Here is a 17,964-nt window from a genome sequence, read left to right as displayed (position 1 = left end):
CACGGTGTATGACGCTATGTACGGTGTATGACGTACGGTATGGCGGCGTGCCTGAAACCGCATGCGAAACGGCAACGACGCACCTGACGGTCGGTAAAAAATTGCTTAATTGAATACGGCCTGCAGATCAAGGGTGGAGCGGTTGTCGATGGCTTCAAAGTGGTTGGCAAGCCATTCCTGTGTGCGTGTGCGGCCCTGCTCGAACAGCATTTCCACCAGGCTGCGGCTGGGTACCAGTTTGGTTTCAAGCGCCAGCGTGGGCAGCAGGTCTTCGGCGTTGATGAGGTGGAAGTGCAGTTTTTTGACGCGCCGTTCTATGCGTCCGCTGGGGAAGAAGGTGAAGGCGGATTGTTCCCGCAGCAGGGTGAGCATTTGCATTTCGCGCAGGAATGCGGCGTTGAACGCCAGGTCCAGTGAGCGGGTGCGGATGTCTTCGGCGCTTTTGGGTGTTTTGAGGTGTTGCAGCGGGTTGAGCAGCACCAGCAGGATGTCGCGTTCCGGGCAGTTGGTGTACAGCGGAAATACCGCCGGGTTGGCGCTGTAGCCGCCATCCCAATAGAACTCGCCATCGATTTCTACCGCGCGGTGGATGGTGGGCAGGCAGGCGGATGCGAGCAGCGCCTGTGCGCTGAGTTCGTGGTTTTCAAACAGCCGCAGTTTGCCGGTATTGGCGTTGGTGGCTGCAACAAACAGTTGCAGCGGGCAGGCGCGGCGCAGGTGCTCAAAGTCGATCTGGTCTTGCAGGATGTCTCGCAGCGGGTCGGCCGCCATGGGGTTGATCTGCTGTGGCGACATGAAGCGGCTCCATTGCAGCAGCATGTGCGAGCTGGAGTAACCAAATGGCAGTGTGGCCAGCGCGGCCTGCTGTATGATGGCCTGCCAGAAACGTGTCAGGGCCTGACGGGCGCCGTCGTTGCCGTCACTGAGCAGGCCATGAGCCAGTACCACGGCGTTCATGGCGCCGGCACTGGTGCCGCTGATGCCGCTGAATCCCAGCCGGCCGTCTTCCAGCAATGCATCGAGCACGCCCCAGGTGAATGCGCCGTGTGCGCCGCCACCCTGAAGGGCCAGGTTGATTGTTTTGCGGGGGCTGTTGGCTGGTGGCATAGGTGGTTGGCGGCAGTGTCTGTGTTTTAGCCCAGGGCCTTGCCGCATTCAGGGCAGAGCGTTTTGCTGCATGTTTTGCAGATGCTGGCGCTAGGGTGGGAGCAGAGCTGGTTAAATGGCATGGCGGGCTGTCAATGGGTGGAGAAATTGGTGAAAATAATGCATATGATTATAAATGTGATTACAGGTGTTTCTGCGGGCCATTGTGTTTAATTGTTCCGGATTTGGCTGTTGAGTGCGCGTTAGCACGCACTGGTTTTTAACCATGGGCGCAGTTTGGTTGGTGCGGATGCATTATGGTATGTAACAGATGCAGTGATGTGAACAGAAAGGATCAGGATGTATATTGCAATGAACCGGTTTAAAGTGAAGCGCGGCGATGAGCAGACGTTTGTTGAGATCTGGCGTGCGCGGGATAGTCACCTCAAAGAGGTGCCGGGGTTTGTCGACTTTCATTTGCTGCGCGGTCCGCAGACCGATACGTACACGTTGTTTGCTTCGCATACGGTGTGGGCGTCGCAGCAGGCGTTTGTCGACTGGACGCATTCGCAGGCGTTCCGGCAGGCCCATGCCAATGCAGGGAAAACGCCACGCGATATTTACCTGGGGCCACCGCAACTGGAGTGTTTTGAGGCGGTGCTGTAGTTTCGGGGTTGGATGTTGCGGCAAATTGCCGCAAGTCTTAGGTAGCGTGTGCTGTTGGTTGCCGGCTATTGGCTTGTCCTGGCGTTGCGGCATGGGACAAGCTGAAATGCCCCGGAGGCCTTAAATGCCCCAATGCCAGCAAGGGGATGCATAAGGTTTCATCATAGACCCATGCGCGCGCAATTTCAATCTATACAGGGGTATTGCAGCGCTCTGGCAGAGGCAACAGGGATATTGCCCATGTTTTGAAAATGGGAATGAGGGAACAGATGGCGGGTTTTGTGTATGCCGGGTGCAAGGATCTGTTGTATTTTCCCATTGGCTGGCACTTTAAAGTTGTGATTTAACGCAACCCTGTGCCAGATTAAGTAAGAAAAATGCGAAAACCGGTAATATTACCGCTTATTGCTATTTTTAAACGCCTTGCTTGGCCCATAATAATGAAACAGAACAGGTGTTTTTATAACGACAATATGTAAAGAGAGAGTGCCAGAAAACCCAAAACGGTGCCTAGGTTTATATGCCAGTGGTTTTCTGGTTTGATGGTCAAGGGCGGGCAAAAACCTTGACCATTTTCTTTTCCTGTTCGGTTTTGTTTCAAGAGGGACGCATTCTTGATGCGATCCTGTCCCCAATGCAAGCGGGTCGTCCAGGCTGGCCACTAACTATATAGCGCTATATAGATTCATGTCCCCGTTGCGGCGCGTATTGATATTATCCGGATGGCAAAAAACGCTGGTGGTAAACGTTGGTGGCTTTTGACTGCTGCCATTGTTGTATTTGCGCTGTTGTTTTGTTTCTTTTCCTTCTTTTTCTCCTGACTCACATGCATGTGAAAGCTGTCATCGACCTGAAGTTGCCGTGCCGGGCTGGTACCGGTTTGTCTGGAATTGGGGTTTTCTGCCTGCTGGCATTTATACTGGATGCATTTTTGTACGATTAGGGGATGTCATGAGACTGGTAACGCTGTTTTTATGTGGGGTGCTGGCATTGCTCGCAGGGTGTGATGAGCGCCGTGAAGATTCGGCGGCCGCGTCCAGTGCGATGAGAGAGCGTGCGCAGAGCGCGTTTATGGCCGGTTGCCTTGAGTACGGGGCATATATGGAGCCGGTATGCCAGTGCGGCTTTCAAAAGCTGGAGGAAGCCTATACGCTGCCGGAATTAAGCCGGGTTTTTGCGTTGCCAGCCTCATCGCCTGAGACCCGGAAAATGGAGCAGGATGCGTTGCGCGTGGGTTACGAGTGCGGGCTGACCTATCCTGAGGTCGCGTTAAAGGGGTTTGAGGATAATTTCATGCGCGAGTGTGTGCAGTATGGCGCGGATTTGAAGCCGGTTTGCCAGTGTACGCTGGACCGTATTACGGCGCATTACGATGCGAAGGCGCTGTTGGATGTGAATTACCTGATGGAAACGACTGGCGAAGATGCGCGCGAAGCACAGGCGTTTATGGACTTTACGGAACAGGCGGCAGAGAGTTGTGCCAGTCGTCTGATGCGCTAGCGTACTGTCTGAAGTGCTGCCTGGATGGGCCGGGCGGTTGGGCCCGGGCAGCAATCTCAGCATAACTCAGCAGCATACTACCGCCTACTGTAGCCCTGGCAGCGAGCCAGGGCCTTGCCGGTGCCATCCAGATGCAGAGTCTTATTCGGTAGCGGCCGCAGGCAGGGCCGGTTCTGTGCCGGGGGTTGCCGGTGTTGCTTCTGGCACTGTATTTGGTGCCGCATTTGTCGCGGGTGCCGCAGGTGCGTTCTGCACGGCTTCAGCCGCAGGCGGTGTTGGTGTGGCCGGGGTTTTGGCCGCCGCACGATACCACAGCCAGCCTCCCATGGCAGCAGCACCAATGATGAGCGCCACGATGAATGCTGTGAGCGGTTTGTTGCGTGACGGTTTGGTGGGGTCGCTGTAGCTGCGGGTGGCGTTGTCGGGCAGCTCGGCTTTGCGTGTGAGCTGGGAGCCCAGGAAGTAGTTGATGCTGACACGGCCGTTGACGGCCCAACCGGATGCTTCGAGCAGCGGACCCAGCGTGCGCTGGCGCAGTTTGAACCAGGCTATGATGACTGAAGGCCCGGAGACCAGTAAAAAGATGCCCAGAAAGACCAGCGGGAACTGCCACCACTGCAGTGAAAACAGGGCGCGTGCCAGCGTGGCCAGTGCGGTGCCGATGGCACCCAGTGCCAGCCCGATGGCGGCAAAGATGCCGACGTTTTTGGCAATGTCGAATTTGGGGGCGGCGGTTGTAGCTGCCGTGCCGGTGGTGGCTGCGGCCGGGGTGCTGGTGGCCAGTGTCTGGAGTTTTTGGGTGCCGTTGGCGGCAATCGCGTCGTCTTTGCTGCTGGCCCATTTGTTGATCTGGGTGGAGACCATGCGCCCGAAGCGTTTGTAGGGCGACCAGATGGCCTCTTTCAGGCTGATGGGTTTGGCGATGATTTTGATGACGGTGGCATCCCAGTCGTTGCCCTGGTTGTCAATGAAGACGCCGTTGCGGCTTTCCAGCAGCAGGTCGGAGTTGCCAGCGGTCATGGCGGCGGCAATCAGGCGTTTTTCCTGTTTTTCACCATCGGCGGTTTGTGTGGTGCGGGTGCATTCGCAGTACAGCAGATACAGCTCGGTGTAGGCGGCCAGTGTGGCGTGTTTGGCTGCATCGGCCACAGGCACGCACAGGCGGCAGCTGCGACCGTCGATGAACAGGATGCCGGCCTGGAATGCGGCGGTGCAGTCCATGTCGTAAAAGTCGTGGAAGTTGGTGTAGTTGCGCAGCAGGTGGTACAGGTGTTTGTAGTACAGCACCAGGCGTTCCACGTCGGCAATGTCGGCGGCGGCGGCCGGGGTGGTGCTGTCTTTTTCGGTCAGTTCGATGAAGCGTTCGGCCACGCCGCTGCTGAGCAGCTCGCTGATTTTGTCGGCCCCCAGCTTGTCGATGGTGGATGTGGGCGGGGTGGTGACTTTGGCGCTGACCAGCGCCGGTTTGAGCGCAACGGCCTGCGAATAGGGTGCCAGCGTTTTCTGTATGTTGCGCCATTCGTCAAAGGTCAGGCTTGCGGGCTGTGCCAGCAGGGGGGCGATGAGTTCGGCAAAGCGCTGTACCCGGTCGCGCCATACCGGGTTAATGCCCGAGTGCAGGTCCAGCGGCTGCTGCGGCTGGATTTTGGAGAGCGGCAATTCAGACAGGGCTTCGGATTCGAGCAGGCCGTTTTGTACCGGCACCAGGAATTTTTCGTCAACATTGAGCACGGCCTGCGCCTGTGGTGCGTAGCCGGCGAGTTCGGTGCGCAAAAAGTAGTCGTTGATTTTGTCTGAGAGTTCGCTCAGCAGGTCCCATGCTTCGGGTGTGTTGGCGCCCAGCGGGGTGGTTGCGCCGTCCAGCGTTTTGCGCCAGTGCTGCCAGTTTTGCAGGCTTTGGGTGAATGCATTGGCGATGTCGCTGTTAATGCCAATCTGGCCGCCGGCGTCTTCCACGCCACCGATGATGTCCAGCGCATTCTGGATAAAGTCGCAGATATCGGCTTGCAGCGCTGGCAGTGGCGGCAGGATGCCGTCGCCGTTGAAGACGTTTTCGCCAGCGTGTGCGGCCGAGCGGGCCACATCCTGCTGGGTGAGGCTTTGCGCATCGGGTTTGCCGAGGTTGTTCAAAATGGCATGTGCCGTGGCCAGCAGGCGCTGGCCTTCGTCGGTATCGGCCTTGATGCTGGCCAGCGGCAGTTCCTGCGGATCATGAATGATTTCCCCCGGGTCGTTGAGCCGCTGACACAACCATTTGACGGCCTGCACCACTTCAGGAATGCGGATGCGCTCGTCCTTGTCGCTATCAAGCAATTGCAGCGTGCGTGTATCAAACTCCATGCCCGAAGTCGGGCAGCTCAGCGCGACCCAGAGTTTGGGGTCAAGCTGGTCAAGGTAGCTGATGTCGTCTGCGCTGGCCAGGACTACCTGGTCAAGTCCGCCGATGCGTTGAAATGTCCACGGATAGGATGTGTTGGGTGTGTTCATAAGGAATCGGGTCTGTGTGTGTCGTGATTGTCGTTGTGATAAGCGGTTCGTCTGCACCAGCCCCAACCGGGCGGCAGGTGTGCGCAACAGGACGTGTACGGTGTCGGCAGTATCAAGGTCCACGGCTATTTTGTGCCCATCTGTACAGCGAAGTCAAATCAGGGCAGGCATTTTGCCATCGGTGCTTATTTTATCGTTGCCGGCAGCAGGCCGTGGTTGGCAAAGGCCGCAAGGCAGTGATGGGTATCCGGGAAAGGCTGGCACGCTCTCCCATGCGTTGATTTTTAAAGCCGGGTCTTTTGAGAAAGTACGCTGAAGACAGCACAGCGTAGAGTTGATGCATTTTTGATAAAAGGGCTTCATCACTGATATAAAGCGATGAAGCCCTTGATTGCGATTAACTAAGCATGAAAGTAAATGTTTATTCGCATTCCTCGCCGGTATAGGTCATATGTGAAGCAGAGCCAATCTCAGAGAATATTTCGATATTACCTTCATCGGTGACTTCACATTTAGGCATTGTTGGTACGTTAATGACGCAACCGCCTGCACAAAAACGTCCTGATGAATCCACACCAAAGTCTTTGCCGTCTATAGATCCAGTGATGGTACCGGCTGGTGGACATCGAGGTTCTGGTTCTGTGACTTCTCTAAATTCATAACAGCCAAATCTTTCCTGATCAATCTGACCACCTTCTTTGCAGTAGGTAGTTTTAGTGAACCAGATTTCCTCCTTCCCATAGTTGTAAGATGTCTTGCAGGCGATACTTGTTTCGCCGGCCCAATTCCAGGGGCCTATATATTGTGTATGCGAAACCCAATTGATGTTTTCGCAAAAGGAGTCACCATTGTGGGTTTCGATACCTGTACTGGTAAAAATACCCGAAACTCTGGTCCATTGTGGTCCGGCAGACGCTGAAACCGACAGACACAGGCCAAGTGTGGCAAGAGCCAGCACAGTGCCTTTTTTGATGACATTGATCATTTTCATATTTCCCTCTCTTTTTTAATAATGAGGCTGTATGATCGCCCGGATAAGGCCGGCTAAGTGAACGATTGAAGGCTGGGAAACTGTGTATAGGTGGGGCTGAGGAGGCAGATGCATTGATGCTTGGGAAAGCGTTTGGCGAGGTGTATGAAAGGATGCCAAGGCAGAACTTGCGATGTTTTTGCTAGGGTTGAGGGCGTTGGCGATGGAGAAAGTTTTTATTGCCAGACTTACCGTAAACCCGAATCGAGAGAAGGCATGCGCTATATGCTGGCAGCGCATAAAAAAAACCGTGCGGTCAGGCACGGCGAAGTCGCTGTTGGAAGCGGTTCCCATGGTAGAGAGTGCCATTCCGGCTCACAATCAGGTGAAACCCTAGCGCTGTTTTTGTTATAAAAATCATTGACTTATAGAAGATGATCGGGTGCTGCCTGCGATTGTCTGGGATGCCGGTAATGGCTTTGTAGGCGCTTGTGGAGTGGGTGGTTTGTCGCTGGTGCGAGGGGAAATGGATGCTGCTTTTGTTGTGCGTGGTGAGTGATGTCAGCGGGTGTTGTTGGTGGAGTAATGGGCGCATCATCGCACCTGTGCATGTGGTTTTGTCAGTCCGCCCAGCGGAACTCGGTCGGGCTTATACAATACGTGGCTTTTGAACGGACGGAATCAGTCATGCAGATATCACAACAAATCAAATCCGCATTCACGTTGAAATTTTCTTTGGCAGCCATGCTGCTGGGTACCGCGCTGTGGTGTGCTGCGCCTGCGCAGGCCAGGCCTGCCAATCTGACGGGTTGCGATGCCAAGCGTGTTGCGCTGGAGCAGGAGCTGGCCTATGCACGGCAGTATGGCAATACCCACCGCATTCAGGGGCTGGAGCGGGCATTGAGCAATGTGAATACTTACTGTACCGATGAAAGCCTGAAGGCTGAACTGGAGCGGGATGTTGCACAAAAGGAGCTGGAAGTGCAGGAGCGCGAGGCTGATTTGCGTGAGGCCATTGCCAAAGGTGACCCGGATAAGATTGCCCGCCGCGAAGAGAAGCTGGCTGAAGCACGCTATGAACTGGCTGAAGCGAAACGGCGGCTGGCGGAGCTGAGTGCCTCTGCTGCACAATAAAGTGCAGTGAGCATAGCGGGGAATTGCATTGCAATAAATATCACAGATGGTCGTGCGCAGGGTCTGCGGATAAGGACGCGCACAGCGTATAAGGCCGGATGCGATGCAGGGGTGCAGGCCGCTTGGTCGCACCCGGTACTGCTTACGCCGGGCGGTTTTTCTGGGCCAGCAGCCAGATCACGAGCGTCATGGCCGACAGTGCCGAGCCGAGGATGGCCACACCGGCCCAGCCGTGGTGCTGGTAAGCCAGCGCGGAGATCAGGGTGCCGAAGGTGCCACCCAGAAAATAGGTGAACATGTAGCCGGCGTTGAGGCGGTTGCGGGCATCGGGCTGGAGCTTGAATATTTCGCTCATGTTGATGATGTGCACGGACTGGGTGGCAATGTTGGAAAACAGGATGCCAACAAGCAGGACAATGACTGAAACAGAGCCAAAGTAGATGATGGCCCATGAAGCCAGCAGCAACAGCAGGCCCAGTGTGGTGATGCGGGCGGACTGGCCTTTGTCTGCTAGGCGTCCGGATAGCGGCGCAATGAGGACGCCGGCGGCACCGGCCAGGCCGAACAGGCCGATGGTCAGGTCGGAGTAGTGGTATTGCCCGCCAAGCAGGAACGCCAGCGGCGTCCACAGTACGGAGAATATGGCAAAGGTGAATGCGCCCAGCAGTGAGCGCAGGCGCAGTTGCGGGTAGGTTTTGAACAGGTCGAAGATGGATACGATGAGCCGGGGATAGGCGATTTTGATGCTGGCCGGATAGGGCGGCAGGCGCAGCGCCAGCGCAATGGTGATGCCCAGCATGAGCAGTGCGGCAATGGCGTAGACGAGCCGCCAGCCGCCAATGTAGGAGATGACGCCGGCACAGGTGCGTGCCAGCAGTATGCCCAGCAGCAGGCCGCTCATGACGGTGCCAACGGCTTTGCCTCTGGATGCCGGGTCGGCCAGTGTGGCCGCGTACGGCACCAGTACCTGCGCGACCACAGAAAAGAGGGCGGCCACCGCGGTGCCGATGAGCAGGGCCAGCAGGCCGGGCGCAACGGTGCATACAACCAGCCCGGCGGTGGAGAGTGTCATCATGATGATGATCATGCGTTTGCGCTCGAAGATGTCACCCAGCGGTACCAGCAGTATCAGCCCCAGTGCGTAGCTTAGCTGGGCCACGGTAACGATAAAACTGGCTGCGGTTTCGGAGATGTCAAAGTACAGCGCGAGAGTGTGCAGCAGTGGCTGCGCATAGTAGTTGCTGGCTACAGCAATGCCGGTGGTCACGGCCATCAGCATGAGCAGAGCAGGGGTCAGAACAAATTTTTTGATATCCGGTGTGGCAGTCATGGCAAAGCGGTTGTGATACATGGGCAATAGCGCCAACGGGCGCAGAGCCATTATAGGGAGGTGCGCATCGTGGTGGTATGCCTGCCGGGTTTGTCCATGATGGCAAGATGCGCTGCGCTGGCAAATACCGTAAAGGGGTGTCTATTCAATGTAGGAAAGCCAGGGCGCAATGGCGGTCGACGTTACCATTCCATCCGGTCTACCAGGTCGTGTGGCTGCATTTCCCCTGCCAGTGGTTTAACCGTGACTTTGTAGACTTTGTGGTGTTTGGGGGTGGCAAGGTGTGCCGCGGTTGCCATGGCGACTGCTTTGTGCTCACCCAGCAGGGTGGCGACGGTATAGCGGGTCTGCGTTTGGTGATCAAAGTCTGAAAGGATGACCTGGTAGCGCAATGGGTTCATAACTGTGGCGATGGCTGCCTAGCAAAAGCCAGTCCGTGTTTCTTTTTAAATGGAGGATGTGATTGGGCTGAAGTGATTGTAGCTTTTCTTTTTTGCCGACAGATGTCTGTGCCGGTTCAGATCATGCAAAGACATGGACAGGTGTTTGCAGGCCGCTGTTGGCGCGCATTGCATATGGCATGGCCGAAAAAAAATAGCCACACTTGTGTTGAAAGGCACGGTGCGGCTGAATATGTCCAGGAAGGAAGCTTGATGATAACGGCGTGTGCCGGTCATGGCAATCAAGGGAAACCCGGGGTTTTCATTACGGGTAAAGTGGTGTGGGTGTGCAGGTCGGCATCAGATGGCAGCAGGCGCAGAAGAACGGCTGCCCGATGGTGTGAGTGGAATGCTGCACTGTTAATTTGCTGTCAATTGATTTGCCCGATGCGTTGTCATATGATGGATGTGTTGACGCACGATGAAAGGTAGGTGTCATATGGAGAAAGCTAAAAAAATCCGTATCCTGCCAAACGGTCCCTATGAAGTTTCGGGTGATGTCCCGTTGGTACAGGCTGTGATTGCTATTGATGAAGAGGGGACTTCGCAGTCCTGGGTGGACGGTAAATCGTATGAGCAGCAGACCGACCCGTATTACCTGTGCCGCTGCGGGCATTCAAAGAATAAGCCGTACTGTGATGGCACGCATGAGCGTATCGGGTTTGAAGGGCAGGAGACGGCCGCACACGAAGGGTATATGCAGCGGGCCAGGCGCTATCAGGGGCGTGAGCTGGATCTGCTGGATGATGAGAGCCTGTGTGCTTCGATGCGGTTTTGCGATGGTGCGCCGCGGGCCTGGGTGGCAGCCCTGAAGTCGGACCGGGCGAATTACAGAGAGATTGCCATTCGTGAAGCGTGTAACTGCGCAGCCGGCCGGCTGACGGTTGTGGATAAAGAGGGCCGGGTGTATGAGCCGCAGTTGCCGCAGGAGATCAGTCCGGTGGAGGATACGGCGGCCGGGTTTATGGGGCCGCTGTGGGTTAAAGGCGGCATACCGGTGGAAGGTGCCGATGGCCGGACTTATGAGGTGCGCAACCGCATGACGTTGTGCCGTTGTGGCGAGTCGCAGAACAAGCCTTTTTGCGATACCAGACACCTGAGTTGCCCGCACATGCGCGGGCGCGATAAGTAGAAAAGAGGATGTTGGTGGCGCGTTCAACGGTGGCGGTTTTGTGGAAATGGAATGTTCTGTACCGTTTTAGCCGCAATTGAACGCGTTTGCATGATGGGCAATTTTGGGGGATAAAAACACTTTCGGTGGCGTGGAATCAGTGGCTTTGTAACCCATGGCAATGCCTGCTTGTTCAAATCAGGTCGCCCGCAAAATGAGGCGGGAACAGGCTGTGCGGGCAGCGGCGATTAATGTGTGGCTGATTTGAAGGCATGGCGCAACAGGAAGGCGCAATGGGTCGCAATGCTTTTACGGCTGCGGCTATAACTTTTCATCTTAACGTGGATTGGAGTCTTTGCCAATTAGGGTGATTCCTGCTTTTTTGTGGCCAGGGTCGGGCCTAACCTGAAAAGCCGTATGCGCCAGATGCTGTGGCGCACCTGAGTGCACCTGGCCTTGATGCGCTGCGGTGAATGATCGTCAAACAAAAGGGAAAAAGGGGAAATGATGAAAAAGTTATTGGGTTTATTTTTTGTAGCGCTGTTCATGTCTGCCTGTGGCACCATGAGCCAGAATTCCACCTTGAGCGGTGAGGTGTATTACAACGACCGCTCGGCATTGCCGATGGGCGCCACGCTGACGGTGACGCTGATGGACGAGTCGGATAACCGCGATGTGTCTACCGCCTTGTCTCATGCGAGCTATGAAATCAAACACCAGGTTCCGCTGCCGTTTGTGTTGTCATATGACAGTACCAAGCTGCGTGCAGGCAATACCTATGTGCTGGATGCCAAGATCGAGTACCAGGGCAAGCTGCTGTATGCAACGCGTGAGCGGGCCAAGGTGAACCTGGATGGCGGCAGTAAAACGGGTATCCGGGTTGAGGTGGTCAAGGTCTATTAAGGCGGGTAGCAATGATGCCCTGCCGGGAATTCGGCTTCGCTTATCATGTGCATCACAACAGTATGATTTCGGATGAAAGGATTGCACCATGGGTTTTTTGGCATGGATTGTTTTTGGCCTGATTGCAGGCGTGGTGGCTAAATGGCTGACCCCCGGGCCAGCGCCTGGCGGGTTTATTGTGACGGTTGTGCTGGGCATTGTTGGCGCGGCTGTCGGCGGGTTTATCGGCACGACGCTGGGGTTTGGCAGTGTGTCCGGATTTGATCTGCGCAGCATGCTGATTGCCATAGTGGGCGCGATTGTGGTGCTGGTGATTTATGGTGCCGTTACGCGTAAGAAATAGCACGTCCAAAGGAATTTAAAAGAGGACGTGTTTGCTCGCCCATTTGAACCCGTATTTGTGGACGCTGGTTTGGGTGCATGGTTCGGGTTCTGATGGCGGGCGTACGCGGTGGTATTATCACGGGCATCAAAAAGCCAGTGCTGGCAAGGCACTGGCTGTTGGGGCGTTAGCCAGCCTGTTGGTTGGCTTTCCTCGGGCTGTTGATATTACTGCTGAGCTGCAGCAGCCGGTACGCGGCAGAAGCGGCCTTTGTCTGATGCAACGGCTTCGCCTTCTTTGATGGTGGACAAGGTGCCTTCGTTCATGCCCTTGCCCCACCATTGCCAGCCGCCGCCCACATAGCGTGCGCCGCTGGCAGAGATGGCGTGTTTGAGCAGGGCAACATCGTCATTCTGTATGACGATGGCGTGGAAATGGTCGGGGTAGGCCACCTGAATGTTTTGCCCGTCTTCACAGGTATAGGTGATGGGCGTGACGGCAAAAGCCGCCGCAGGGGCTGCAATGCTGGCAGCAACGATGAGTTTGCTGAATGGTTTCATGGGTGTGTTCCTTATTTCTTTAGCCATGGTTTGAAGTAGTTGCCTGTGGCGCATGTGACCGCAGGCCATGTGCCTGGCAATTGAAGATGATGCCATGGGTCTATTATGCGCAATAGGAGGTATTGCGGTAGGGGTATGCGATGAAAAAGATGCTGGCAGTGTTGTTTTGTTTGTGCTTGGGGTGTTTATGTCATGCGCAGGAGGTGCTGGCCTACACGCTGAATGCGGCGGCCACTGCGGCAGCGCCGTGGGAGGTGGGTGGCGTGGTGGCGCATGGTGTGGTGTATGAGGTGAGTGATATTGACCAGAGCAAAGATCTGAGCCGGCCGGATTTTGTGGCACAGGGCGTTTATCGCAAGTTTCTGGGCGTGACGGACCAGGGGCTCTATGTGGCGCAGGAGTTTTTTGATGAGGGCGATGTGAAGTTTACCGACCCGTATCAACTGGTGGATGCAGCGTATGTGACCGAGGCGGATTTTTCTGCCAACATGGCTTCCAAAGGCGGTGTGTCGGGGCGTTATGTGGAGTGGTATCTGAACGCAGAGAAACGGTACGAGGCCCAGTACGATGGCGGTGTGTTGCAGGGGGAGGAAAAAAGCTGGTACAGCAATGGACAACTGGAAGGTAGAAGAATGTTTGTGGATGGCACTCTTGCAGGTGAATCGGTACACTGGTATCCCAACGGTAACGTGATGTCGCGTTTTGAATATGAAAAAGGCCGGCTGAGCGGGCCGGCAACCCAGTGGTACGAAAACGGGGTAAAGCAGGAAGAGCGCATGTATGCCAATGACTGCGAGAGCGGGATGCACACCGGATGGCACCGCAACGGGCAGAAGGCTTTTGAGCGCTGGCAGGTCAGGTGTGTTTCAGGACAGGTGAGGGACCCGGTGCCTTATGGCCTGTGGCGCTGGTGGGATGAGCAGGGCAACCTGATCAAAGAGGAAGATCACGGCACAATGCCCCCGCACTTGGTGCAGCACCCTTAGTGTCCACGCCATAAGGCCGTGTGGTACCAGATGGTTGCCCCCGCGCATTCTATCCGGGTGCTACTTATGTAGTGCATGGACTGTATATAGACTGGATTCACATGCGTGTTTCAACGGCTCATGGATCATGAATGCAGAGGGCTTGAGTGTATTGGCGGCCCTGTATGGTGCGTATACGGAAAAGCAGGGTTCTGTGCCACAGGTTGACGCTGCCGAGCTGAAAATGAAATAATGAGCAACTGAATGAATTGAAAAGGAGCACAAAGATGTTGCGTTGGACGAGTGTTGTATTGGTTTCGCTGGCGCTGACGGCATGCATGATGCCGCAGCCTACATCCGCAGTCAGGAACCAGGCGGCTGAGCCCCTGGTATGCGAAGGCGAACAGCAGTGCGCAGTGTACTGGCAGCGTGCATATGACTGGATGGTGCTTAACACGGTGTGGAAGGTGGAGGATGTTACAGACAACACCATGCGCACGGTGATGCCGATGGATGGCTCGGATGAGCGCGGGTTTGAAGTGCGCCGCGTGCCCGCTGGCGAAGGGCGTGAAGAGCTGGTGCTGCGCACGCATTGCGACGGTTATGCATGGGTGTGCAATACGTCAGATACGGCCGCGATTGCATCGTTCAAACAGTATGTGCGGGCGGTGGACTGAAGGCGCTTATATACAGAAACATACAGAAGATAAAAAACCACCTGCGGGTGGTTTTTTGTTTGCATGTGATTGGGGTATCAAATGAAGAGAATGAGTATAGCGCATACGCGTATCCCTCAATGGGGGCATGGGGTAGAAGGCGCAGGTTGACACTGGCAGATGCCCGCGGGGCATAATGAGGCGTATTGCCGGTGCGGCAGCGTCTGCACGGCATGACAATGCTCTGTTGGAGGTATAAGAAATGAAATTTTTGCTGATTAATGGTGCAGCCCAGTTTGCACATTCGGGTGGGCGGCTTAATGATACGCTGCACGCCCGGGCCGTGCAGGTGCTCAAGGGATTCGGGCATACGGTGGACGAAACGGTGATAGCCAAAGGCTACGACAATGCGCAGGAGGTGCAGAAGTATTTGCAGGCTGATGTGGTGGTTTACCAGATGGCGGGCTGGTGGATGGGCCTGCCATGGCCGGTGAAGAAGTACATTGACGACGTGTTTACGGCCGGGCATGGCAGCCTGTACCGCAATGACGGGCGCTCACGTACCAACCCGAGCCAGAACTATGGTACCGGTGGAATGCTGGAGAATAAACGCTACATGCTTTCGGTGACATGGAATGCGCCGCTGGAGGCGTTTAACGAGTTTGGCAATTTCTTTGATGGCCGAGGTGTGGAGGGTGTGTATTACACATTCCATAAGGCGCAGCAGTTTATCGGGCTGAAGGCACTGCCGACATTTATCGCCAACGATGTGGAAAAAGCACCGGATGTGCCTGCAACGCTGGTGGTTTATGAGGCGCATTTGAAAAATCTGTTTGCGGTGTGAGCCTGGACTCTTCAGGTTTGGCGTGACAGTGTTAAAAATCCCGCTTGAGGCGGGATTTTCTTTTGAGGCGGTGCAAGAGTGCTGGTGGCGTGCAGAGTGCATGCAGCGCAGCCTGACCTAGCTTTTGTCGTGTTCTGGCCTGTACAGATAAGTAAGGGGCAGCGTGCAGTAATTGAGTTGGGTGTGCGCTGGCAGTGCCTTGAGCGGAAAACAGCCCAGCCCGGTGTCAGGAAAAAGCCTCAGGCCCAAGCAGCTTGGAGCCCTGAAGCGCCACGGCAGTTTGTGGAGATGCATTTCCCAGCGTGGAATTTCAGGATGGGCGTGGGTGAGTGCATCGATGGCTGGTACGGCACCATGAATCAAAGGCCCGATCAGCCAGAACTGCTGTGCCTGTATCAGGATATGGAATTCGTCAAAAGCGTCGCAGAAATCAGGGACAAACCGGCTCAGCAGGCAGGTGTTCAACTGGAGAATGGAGGACGGACTGACGCTGGCAGCACCTTTGCGGTGTGTGATGTGAAGCTCACCATTAACATAGGCCACATGTTCTTTGGTCACGCCGGAAGTCCTTTGGGAGAATATAAAGAAGGGGTCTGCCTGTAGCGGGATTATGACAAGGAAACTGTATTTTATAAACGGCCCGTTGATAGTGGGGCGGCAGTGGTGTGATTTGGGGCAGGGAGGGGCAGAAAGGGGCAGGCACTTTTCACGGTGTTTCAGAACGCAGGGTCTTCTCGCTGATGATGCCCATTAAAAAGCCGTCCAGATTGACCTTGGCAACCCACTCGTATTGTTTGTATGCGGTACTGTCGCTGGCAAAAAATGTGGTGGTGACGATCAGGTAATTACCATGGTCGACAAAGTCGGTGTGGTCATGACGGTAGGTGCCGGGAGCGAAATTTCTGTTTCTTTGAATGTAGCTTTCCAGCTTGAGGTGCGTGCCGCTTTCGGGGTCAAACTGGGCTGCAATCAATTGCTCGCGCTGTGCTGCAACCTGCTCAGGACTGGTGGTTGTTGCGGCAGGCCGTGATGTTGCAGCAGGTGGCGTATGAGGGCGGTTGTTTACGGAGGACGTTTCTTCGGGAGAGAAGGTATTGCGCCTTTCCCATTCAGCCTGTCTGTTGGCGGCCGCCTGCTCGCTGGCCTGTGCAGCCTGGGTTTGCGCATGCGCCAGTCTTTGGTCGCGTTCTTCCTGGTATGAGAAATAAAGAGAGAAACCCTTCCCCGCAATGAAAACAATGCCGAAAAAACACAGAATTCCCAACAGCGTTCCCATGCTACGCTCTTTAGAATATTTATGTGTGGTGAAGGGGCTGATATCGACCCCGGTGCCTTTTTTGATAAAGCGTGAAACGATGTGTGCACATAGCATCGGAAGCACACCTGCAAAAAAAATGATACCACCGATGAACAGAAATACTTTGAGCGGGGTGGCGTTGTCCATAGGCCTGTTTCTGATGTTATGGATGGTCTGGTGGTGTGCGGGGCATGTCGGGCCATGTCATCATGGTTGGTTTGATTTTAACGGGTTTGTCATATACTTTTACGGGATATCAGTGTCAAAGCCGTTTTTTTTGCAATTTTTGTTAGAGTATTCTCTTGCATGGAAGGTGTTAACAGGAGTGCCATATAGAGAGTTAGAAAGCCTGCGTTGAATAGCATGACGCAGGCTTTGGTGCAACAGGGCGCATCCAGATCAGCGTATATGCCGACCTGACACAACTTCAATATTAAAAGCCCCTCACAATTTCCTTCTCTTGCCCATCTGAAGAGATAAGGACAATATTCCAAGCACCTATTGGAACCAACCCTTCGCTGTTAGGCTTGGGTGAAAATCTAACCCACCATTGACTATCAATAAAATAAGCCGATATTTTGATGTCTGACCAATCTCCAAGACTTCCCTGGTTTATCAGCTCTTGCTTGGCTATTTCGACCGCTTCGTCCTTGGTGATTGGCGTTGTTTGCTGAGCGTAAGCCAATGGCATTAATGACAATAGAAATATTGTACATATAAGAAGAATTTTCTTCATTTCTTTACTCCTCTGTGTAAGCAGAACAATCAATTTGAGAGGAAATACCTGTGATACTCATCTCACAGTATTCTATTTCGTTCATTTTCTTGTATCCAGAAATAAACTCTTGAAAATCTTTAATTTCTGATGTACATAAGGATGTGCAGCATTCTTTTTTTACGTCTTCAAGATAAATCAGTTGAGCCTCTGATGCATTGACTTCGCTAAGAAAGTCATAGCCCTGAACACCTCCAACAAAACCGGCATATTTCCCTCCTTGAATACATGTCAGAGTACCGTCATTTTGATGAAAAGTTTCATGAATAAATGTCGAATGATTAATAAACGCTTTAGCTTGAGGATCTTGAGGGTTACCATTATGCTCTGTCCATACACAAGGCCGCCTTATTTCAGAGTTACATGCAACCAAACCGGCAAATGGATCTCCATTTTTATCAGTAGGAGGTTGTGCGGGACACAACGTGTCGTTTACAGGCAATGGTATGGGTACACAACATTCTTGTGGGCGCTGTAATCCTGCTTCTGCTGCTGCTTCACAAGTCATCTGACTATAGCAACCCTCTTCAAGACCATTTTCAATTCCTACCATACTGCGATGAGAAAATCCCTTAGGGCAATATACGTCCATGCCAAAACTCTTAAAGGTAGAGTTCGGATTTTCCATAGAGCATTGAACGTATATACCGACTCTGGGCAACGTTCCCGGATAAGTATGTTCCCCCGTCGCATAAGCGCCATAGGTGGGATTTAGTTTGCACAGGTTTGAAACTGAATCTATTGCAGCTCCAGGGTTCAGAGAGTTCATATAGTCAGAAACGCGAATAAAATATTTTTCTTGCGCGAATGCAGGAATAGCCATCAACAAACACAGGCCTGCCAGCAGGTGTTTTAGCCATCTTTTTTTAATCATGATGTCCCCTTTGATTGTGTTATGAGAGGCTTTATGATCGGCTG

The 17,964-nt window shown here is 54.2% G+C and carries 19 protein-coding genes; 9 read left to right on the top strand and 10 right to left on the bottom strand.

Translation table 11 applies throughout. The features are described from left to right. Positions 1-105: 105 nt before the first annotated feature. A complete protein-coding gene (locus AACY98_RS10425; RefSeq protein ID WP_339804811.1) occupies positions 106-1,107 on the bottom strand; it encodes a patatin-like phospholipase family protein in 1,002 nt (333 codons plus the stop codon). A 339-nt stretch (positions 1,108-1,446) separates the two neighbouring features. Between AACY98_RS10425 and AACY98_RS10420 the strand changes: the two genes are divergently transcribed. Both AACY98_RS10420 and AACY98_RS10415 read left to right on the top strand, forming a co-directional pair. Further along, positions 1,447-1,752 (top strand): antibiotic biosynthesis monooxygenase family protein, encoded by a 306-nt coding sequence (locus tag AACY98_RS10420; protein ID WP_339804809.1) that lies wholly within the window; start codon positions 1,447-1,449, stop codon positions 1,750-1,752. 951 nt (positions 1,753-2,703) lie between these two features. Beyond that, positions 2,704-3,252 (top strand): hypothetical protein, encoded by a 549-nt coding sequence (locus AACY98_RS10415; protein WP_339804807.1) that lies wholly within the window; start codon positions 2,704-2,706, stop codon positions 3,250-3,252. A 141-nt stretch (positions 3,253-3,393) separates the two neighbouring features. On the opposite strand, the gene AACY98_RS10410 is transcribed toward AACY98_RS10415, so the two are convergent. Then, positions 3,394-5,739 (bottom strand): hypothetical protein, encoded by a 2,346-nt coding sequence (locus tag AACY98_RS10410; protein ID WP_339804805.1) that lies wholly within the window; start codon positions 5,737-5,739, stop codon positions 3,394-3,396. 421 nt (positions 5,740-6,160) lie between these two features. Continuing rightward, positions 6,161-6,730 carry a hypothetical protein gene (locus tag AACY98_RS10405; RefSeq protein ID WP_339804803.1) on the bottom strand — a complete coding sequence of 190 codons (570 nt, stop codon included), beginning with the start codon at positions 6,728-6,730 and terminating at the stop codon, positions 6,161-6,163. A 666-nt stretch (positions 6,731-7,396) separates the two neighbouring features. On the opposite strand from AACY98_RS10405, the gene AACY98_RS10400 reads away from it, so the two are divergent. Then, positions 7,397-7,843 carry a DUF1090 domain-containing protein gene (locus tag AACY98_RS10400; RefSeq protein WP_339804801.1) on the top strand — a complete coding sequence of 149 codons (447 nt, stop codon included), beginning with the start codon at positions 7,397-7,399 and terminating at the stop codon, positions 7,841-7,843. A 142-nt stretch (positions 7,844-7,985) separates the two neighbouring features. On the opposite strand, the gene AACY98_RS10395 is transcribed toward AACY98_RS10400, so the two are convergent. Both AACY98_RS10395 and AACY98_RS10390 read right to left on the bottom strand, forming a co-directional pair. Further along, positions 7,986-9,194 (bottom strand): MFS transporter, encoded by a 1,209-nt coding sequence (locus AACY98_RS10395; RefSeq protein WP_339804799.1) that lies wholly within the window; start codon positions 9,192-9,194, stop codon positions 7,986-7,988. A gap of 161 nt (positions 9,195-9,355) precedes the next feature. Beyond that, on the bottom strand, positions 9,356-9,574 hold the full coding sequence (locus AACY98_RS10390; protein WP_126979996.1) for a hypothetical protein: 219 nt from the start codon (positions 9,572-9,574) through the stop codon (positions 9,356-9,358). 478 nt (positions 9,575-10,052) lie between these two features. On the opposite strand from AACY98_RS10390, the gene AACY98_RS10385 reads away from it, so the two are divergent. The 3 genes from AACY98_RS10385 (at position 10,053) to AACY98_RS10375 (ending at position 11,970) form a co-directional block, all read left to right on the top strand. Beyond that, a complete protein-coding gene (locus AACY98_RS10385) occupies positions 10,053-10,745 on the top strand; it encodes a CDGSH iron-sulfur domain-containing protein (RefSeq protein WP_339804796.1) in 693 nt (230 codons plus the stop codon). Positions 10,746-11,228: 483 nt separating this feature from the next. Then, on the top strand, positions 11,229-11,627 hold the full coding sequence (locus AACY98_RS10380; protein WP_126979999.1) for a YbaY family lipoprotein: 399 nt from the start codon (positions 11,229-11,231) through the stop codon (positions 11,625-11,627). 88 nt (positions 11,628-11,715) lie between these two features. Beyond that, entirely contained in the window at positions 11,716-11,970 is a 255-nt protein-coding gene (locus tag AACY98_RS10375) for a GlsB/YeaQ/YmgE family stress response membrane protein (protein ID WP_126980000.1), read from the top strand. Between the two features lie 206 nt (positions 11,971-12,176). On the opposite strand, the gene AACY98_RS10370 is transcribed toward AACY98_RS10375, so the two are convergent. Further along, positions 12,177-12,509 carry an MliC family protein gene (locus AACY98_RS10370; protein WP_339804793.1) on the bottom strand — a complete coding sequence of 111 codons (333 nt, stop codon included), beginning with the start codon at positions 12,507-12,509 and terminating at the stop codon, positions 12,177-12,179. A gap of 140 nt (positions 12,510-12,649) precedes the next feature. On the opposite strand from AACY98_RS10370, the gene AACY98_RS10365 reads away from it, so the two are divergent. The 3 genes from AACY98_RS10365 to AACY98_RS10355 all read left to right on the top strand — a co-directional run bounded on the left by AACY98_RS10365 (position 12,650) and on the right by AACY98_RS10355 (position 14,974). Continuing rightward, positions 12,650-13,495 (top strand): toxin-antitoxin system YwqK family antitoxin, encoded by an 846-nt coding sequence (locus AACY98_RS10365; RefSeq protein WP_339804791.1) that lies wholly within the window; start codon positions 12,650-12,652, stop codon positions 13,493-13,495. A 266-nt stretch (positions 13,496-13,761) separates the two neighbouring features. Continuing rightward, positions 13,762-14,151 carry a hypothetical protein gene (locus AACY98_RS10360; RefSeq protein ID WP_339804788.1) on the top strand — a complete coding sequence of 130 codons (390 nt, stop codon included), beginning with the start codon at positions 13,762-13,764 and terminating at the stop codon, positions 14,149-14,151. A gap of 241 nt (positions 14,152-14,392) precedes the next feature. Then, positions 14,393-14,974, top strand: coding sequence for an NAD(P)H-dependent oxidoreductase (locus tag AACY98_RS10355; RefSeq protein WP_339804786.1), 582 nt, complete (start codon positions 14,393-14,395; stop codon positions 14,972-14,974). Positions 14,975-15,091: 117 nt separating this feature from the next. On the opposite strand, the gene AACY98_RS10350 is transcribed toward AACY98_RS10355, so the two are convergent. The 4 genes from AACY98_RS10350 to AACY98_RS10335 all read right to left on the bottom strand — a co-directional run bounded on the left by AACY98_RS10350 (position 15,092) and on the right by AACY98_RS10335 (position 17,920). Continuing rightward, a complete protein-coding gene (locus AACY98_RS10350; protein ID WP_339804784.1) occupies positions 15,092-15,532 on the bottom strand; it encodes a hypothetical protein in 441 nt (146 codons plus the stop codon). A 148-nt stretch (positions 15,533-15,680) separates the two neighbouring features. Beyond that, positions 15,681-16,418: a hypothetical protein gene (locus AACY98_RS10345; RefSeq protein ID WP_339804782.1), complete on the bottom strand. Its 738-nt coding sequence runs from the start codon at positions 16,416-16,418 to the stop codon at positions 15,681-15,683. A 286-nt stretch (positions 16,419-16,704) separates the two neighbouring features. Beyond that, a complete protein-coding gene (locus AACY98_RS10340; RefSeq protein ID WP_339804780.1) occupies positions 16,705-17,007 on the bottom strand; it encodes a hypothetical protein in 303 nt (100 codons plus the stop codon). Positions 17,008-17,011: 4 nt separating this feature from the next. Continuing rightward, the gene (locus tag AACY98_RS10335; RefSeq protein ID WP_339804778.1) at positions 17,012-17,920 is read right to left on the bottom strand and encodes a hypothetical protein; all 909 of its coding nucleotides are present in this window, start codon (positions 17,918-17,920) and stop codon (positions 17,012-17,014) included. Positions 17,921-17,964 lie beyond the last annotated feature (44 nt).

This window comes from Saezia sanguinis, from assembly GCF_963921665.1.
In the GTDB taxonomy this organism is placed as follows: domain Bacteria; phylum Pseudomonadota; class Gammaproteobacteria; order Burkholderiales; family Burkholderiaceae_C; genus Saezia; species Saezia sanguinis.
Note: the sequence above shows the minus strand (reverse complement) of the source record. Positions and strands in the feature narration are given on the sequence as shown.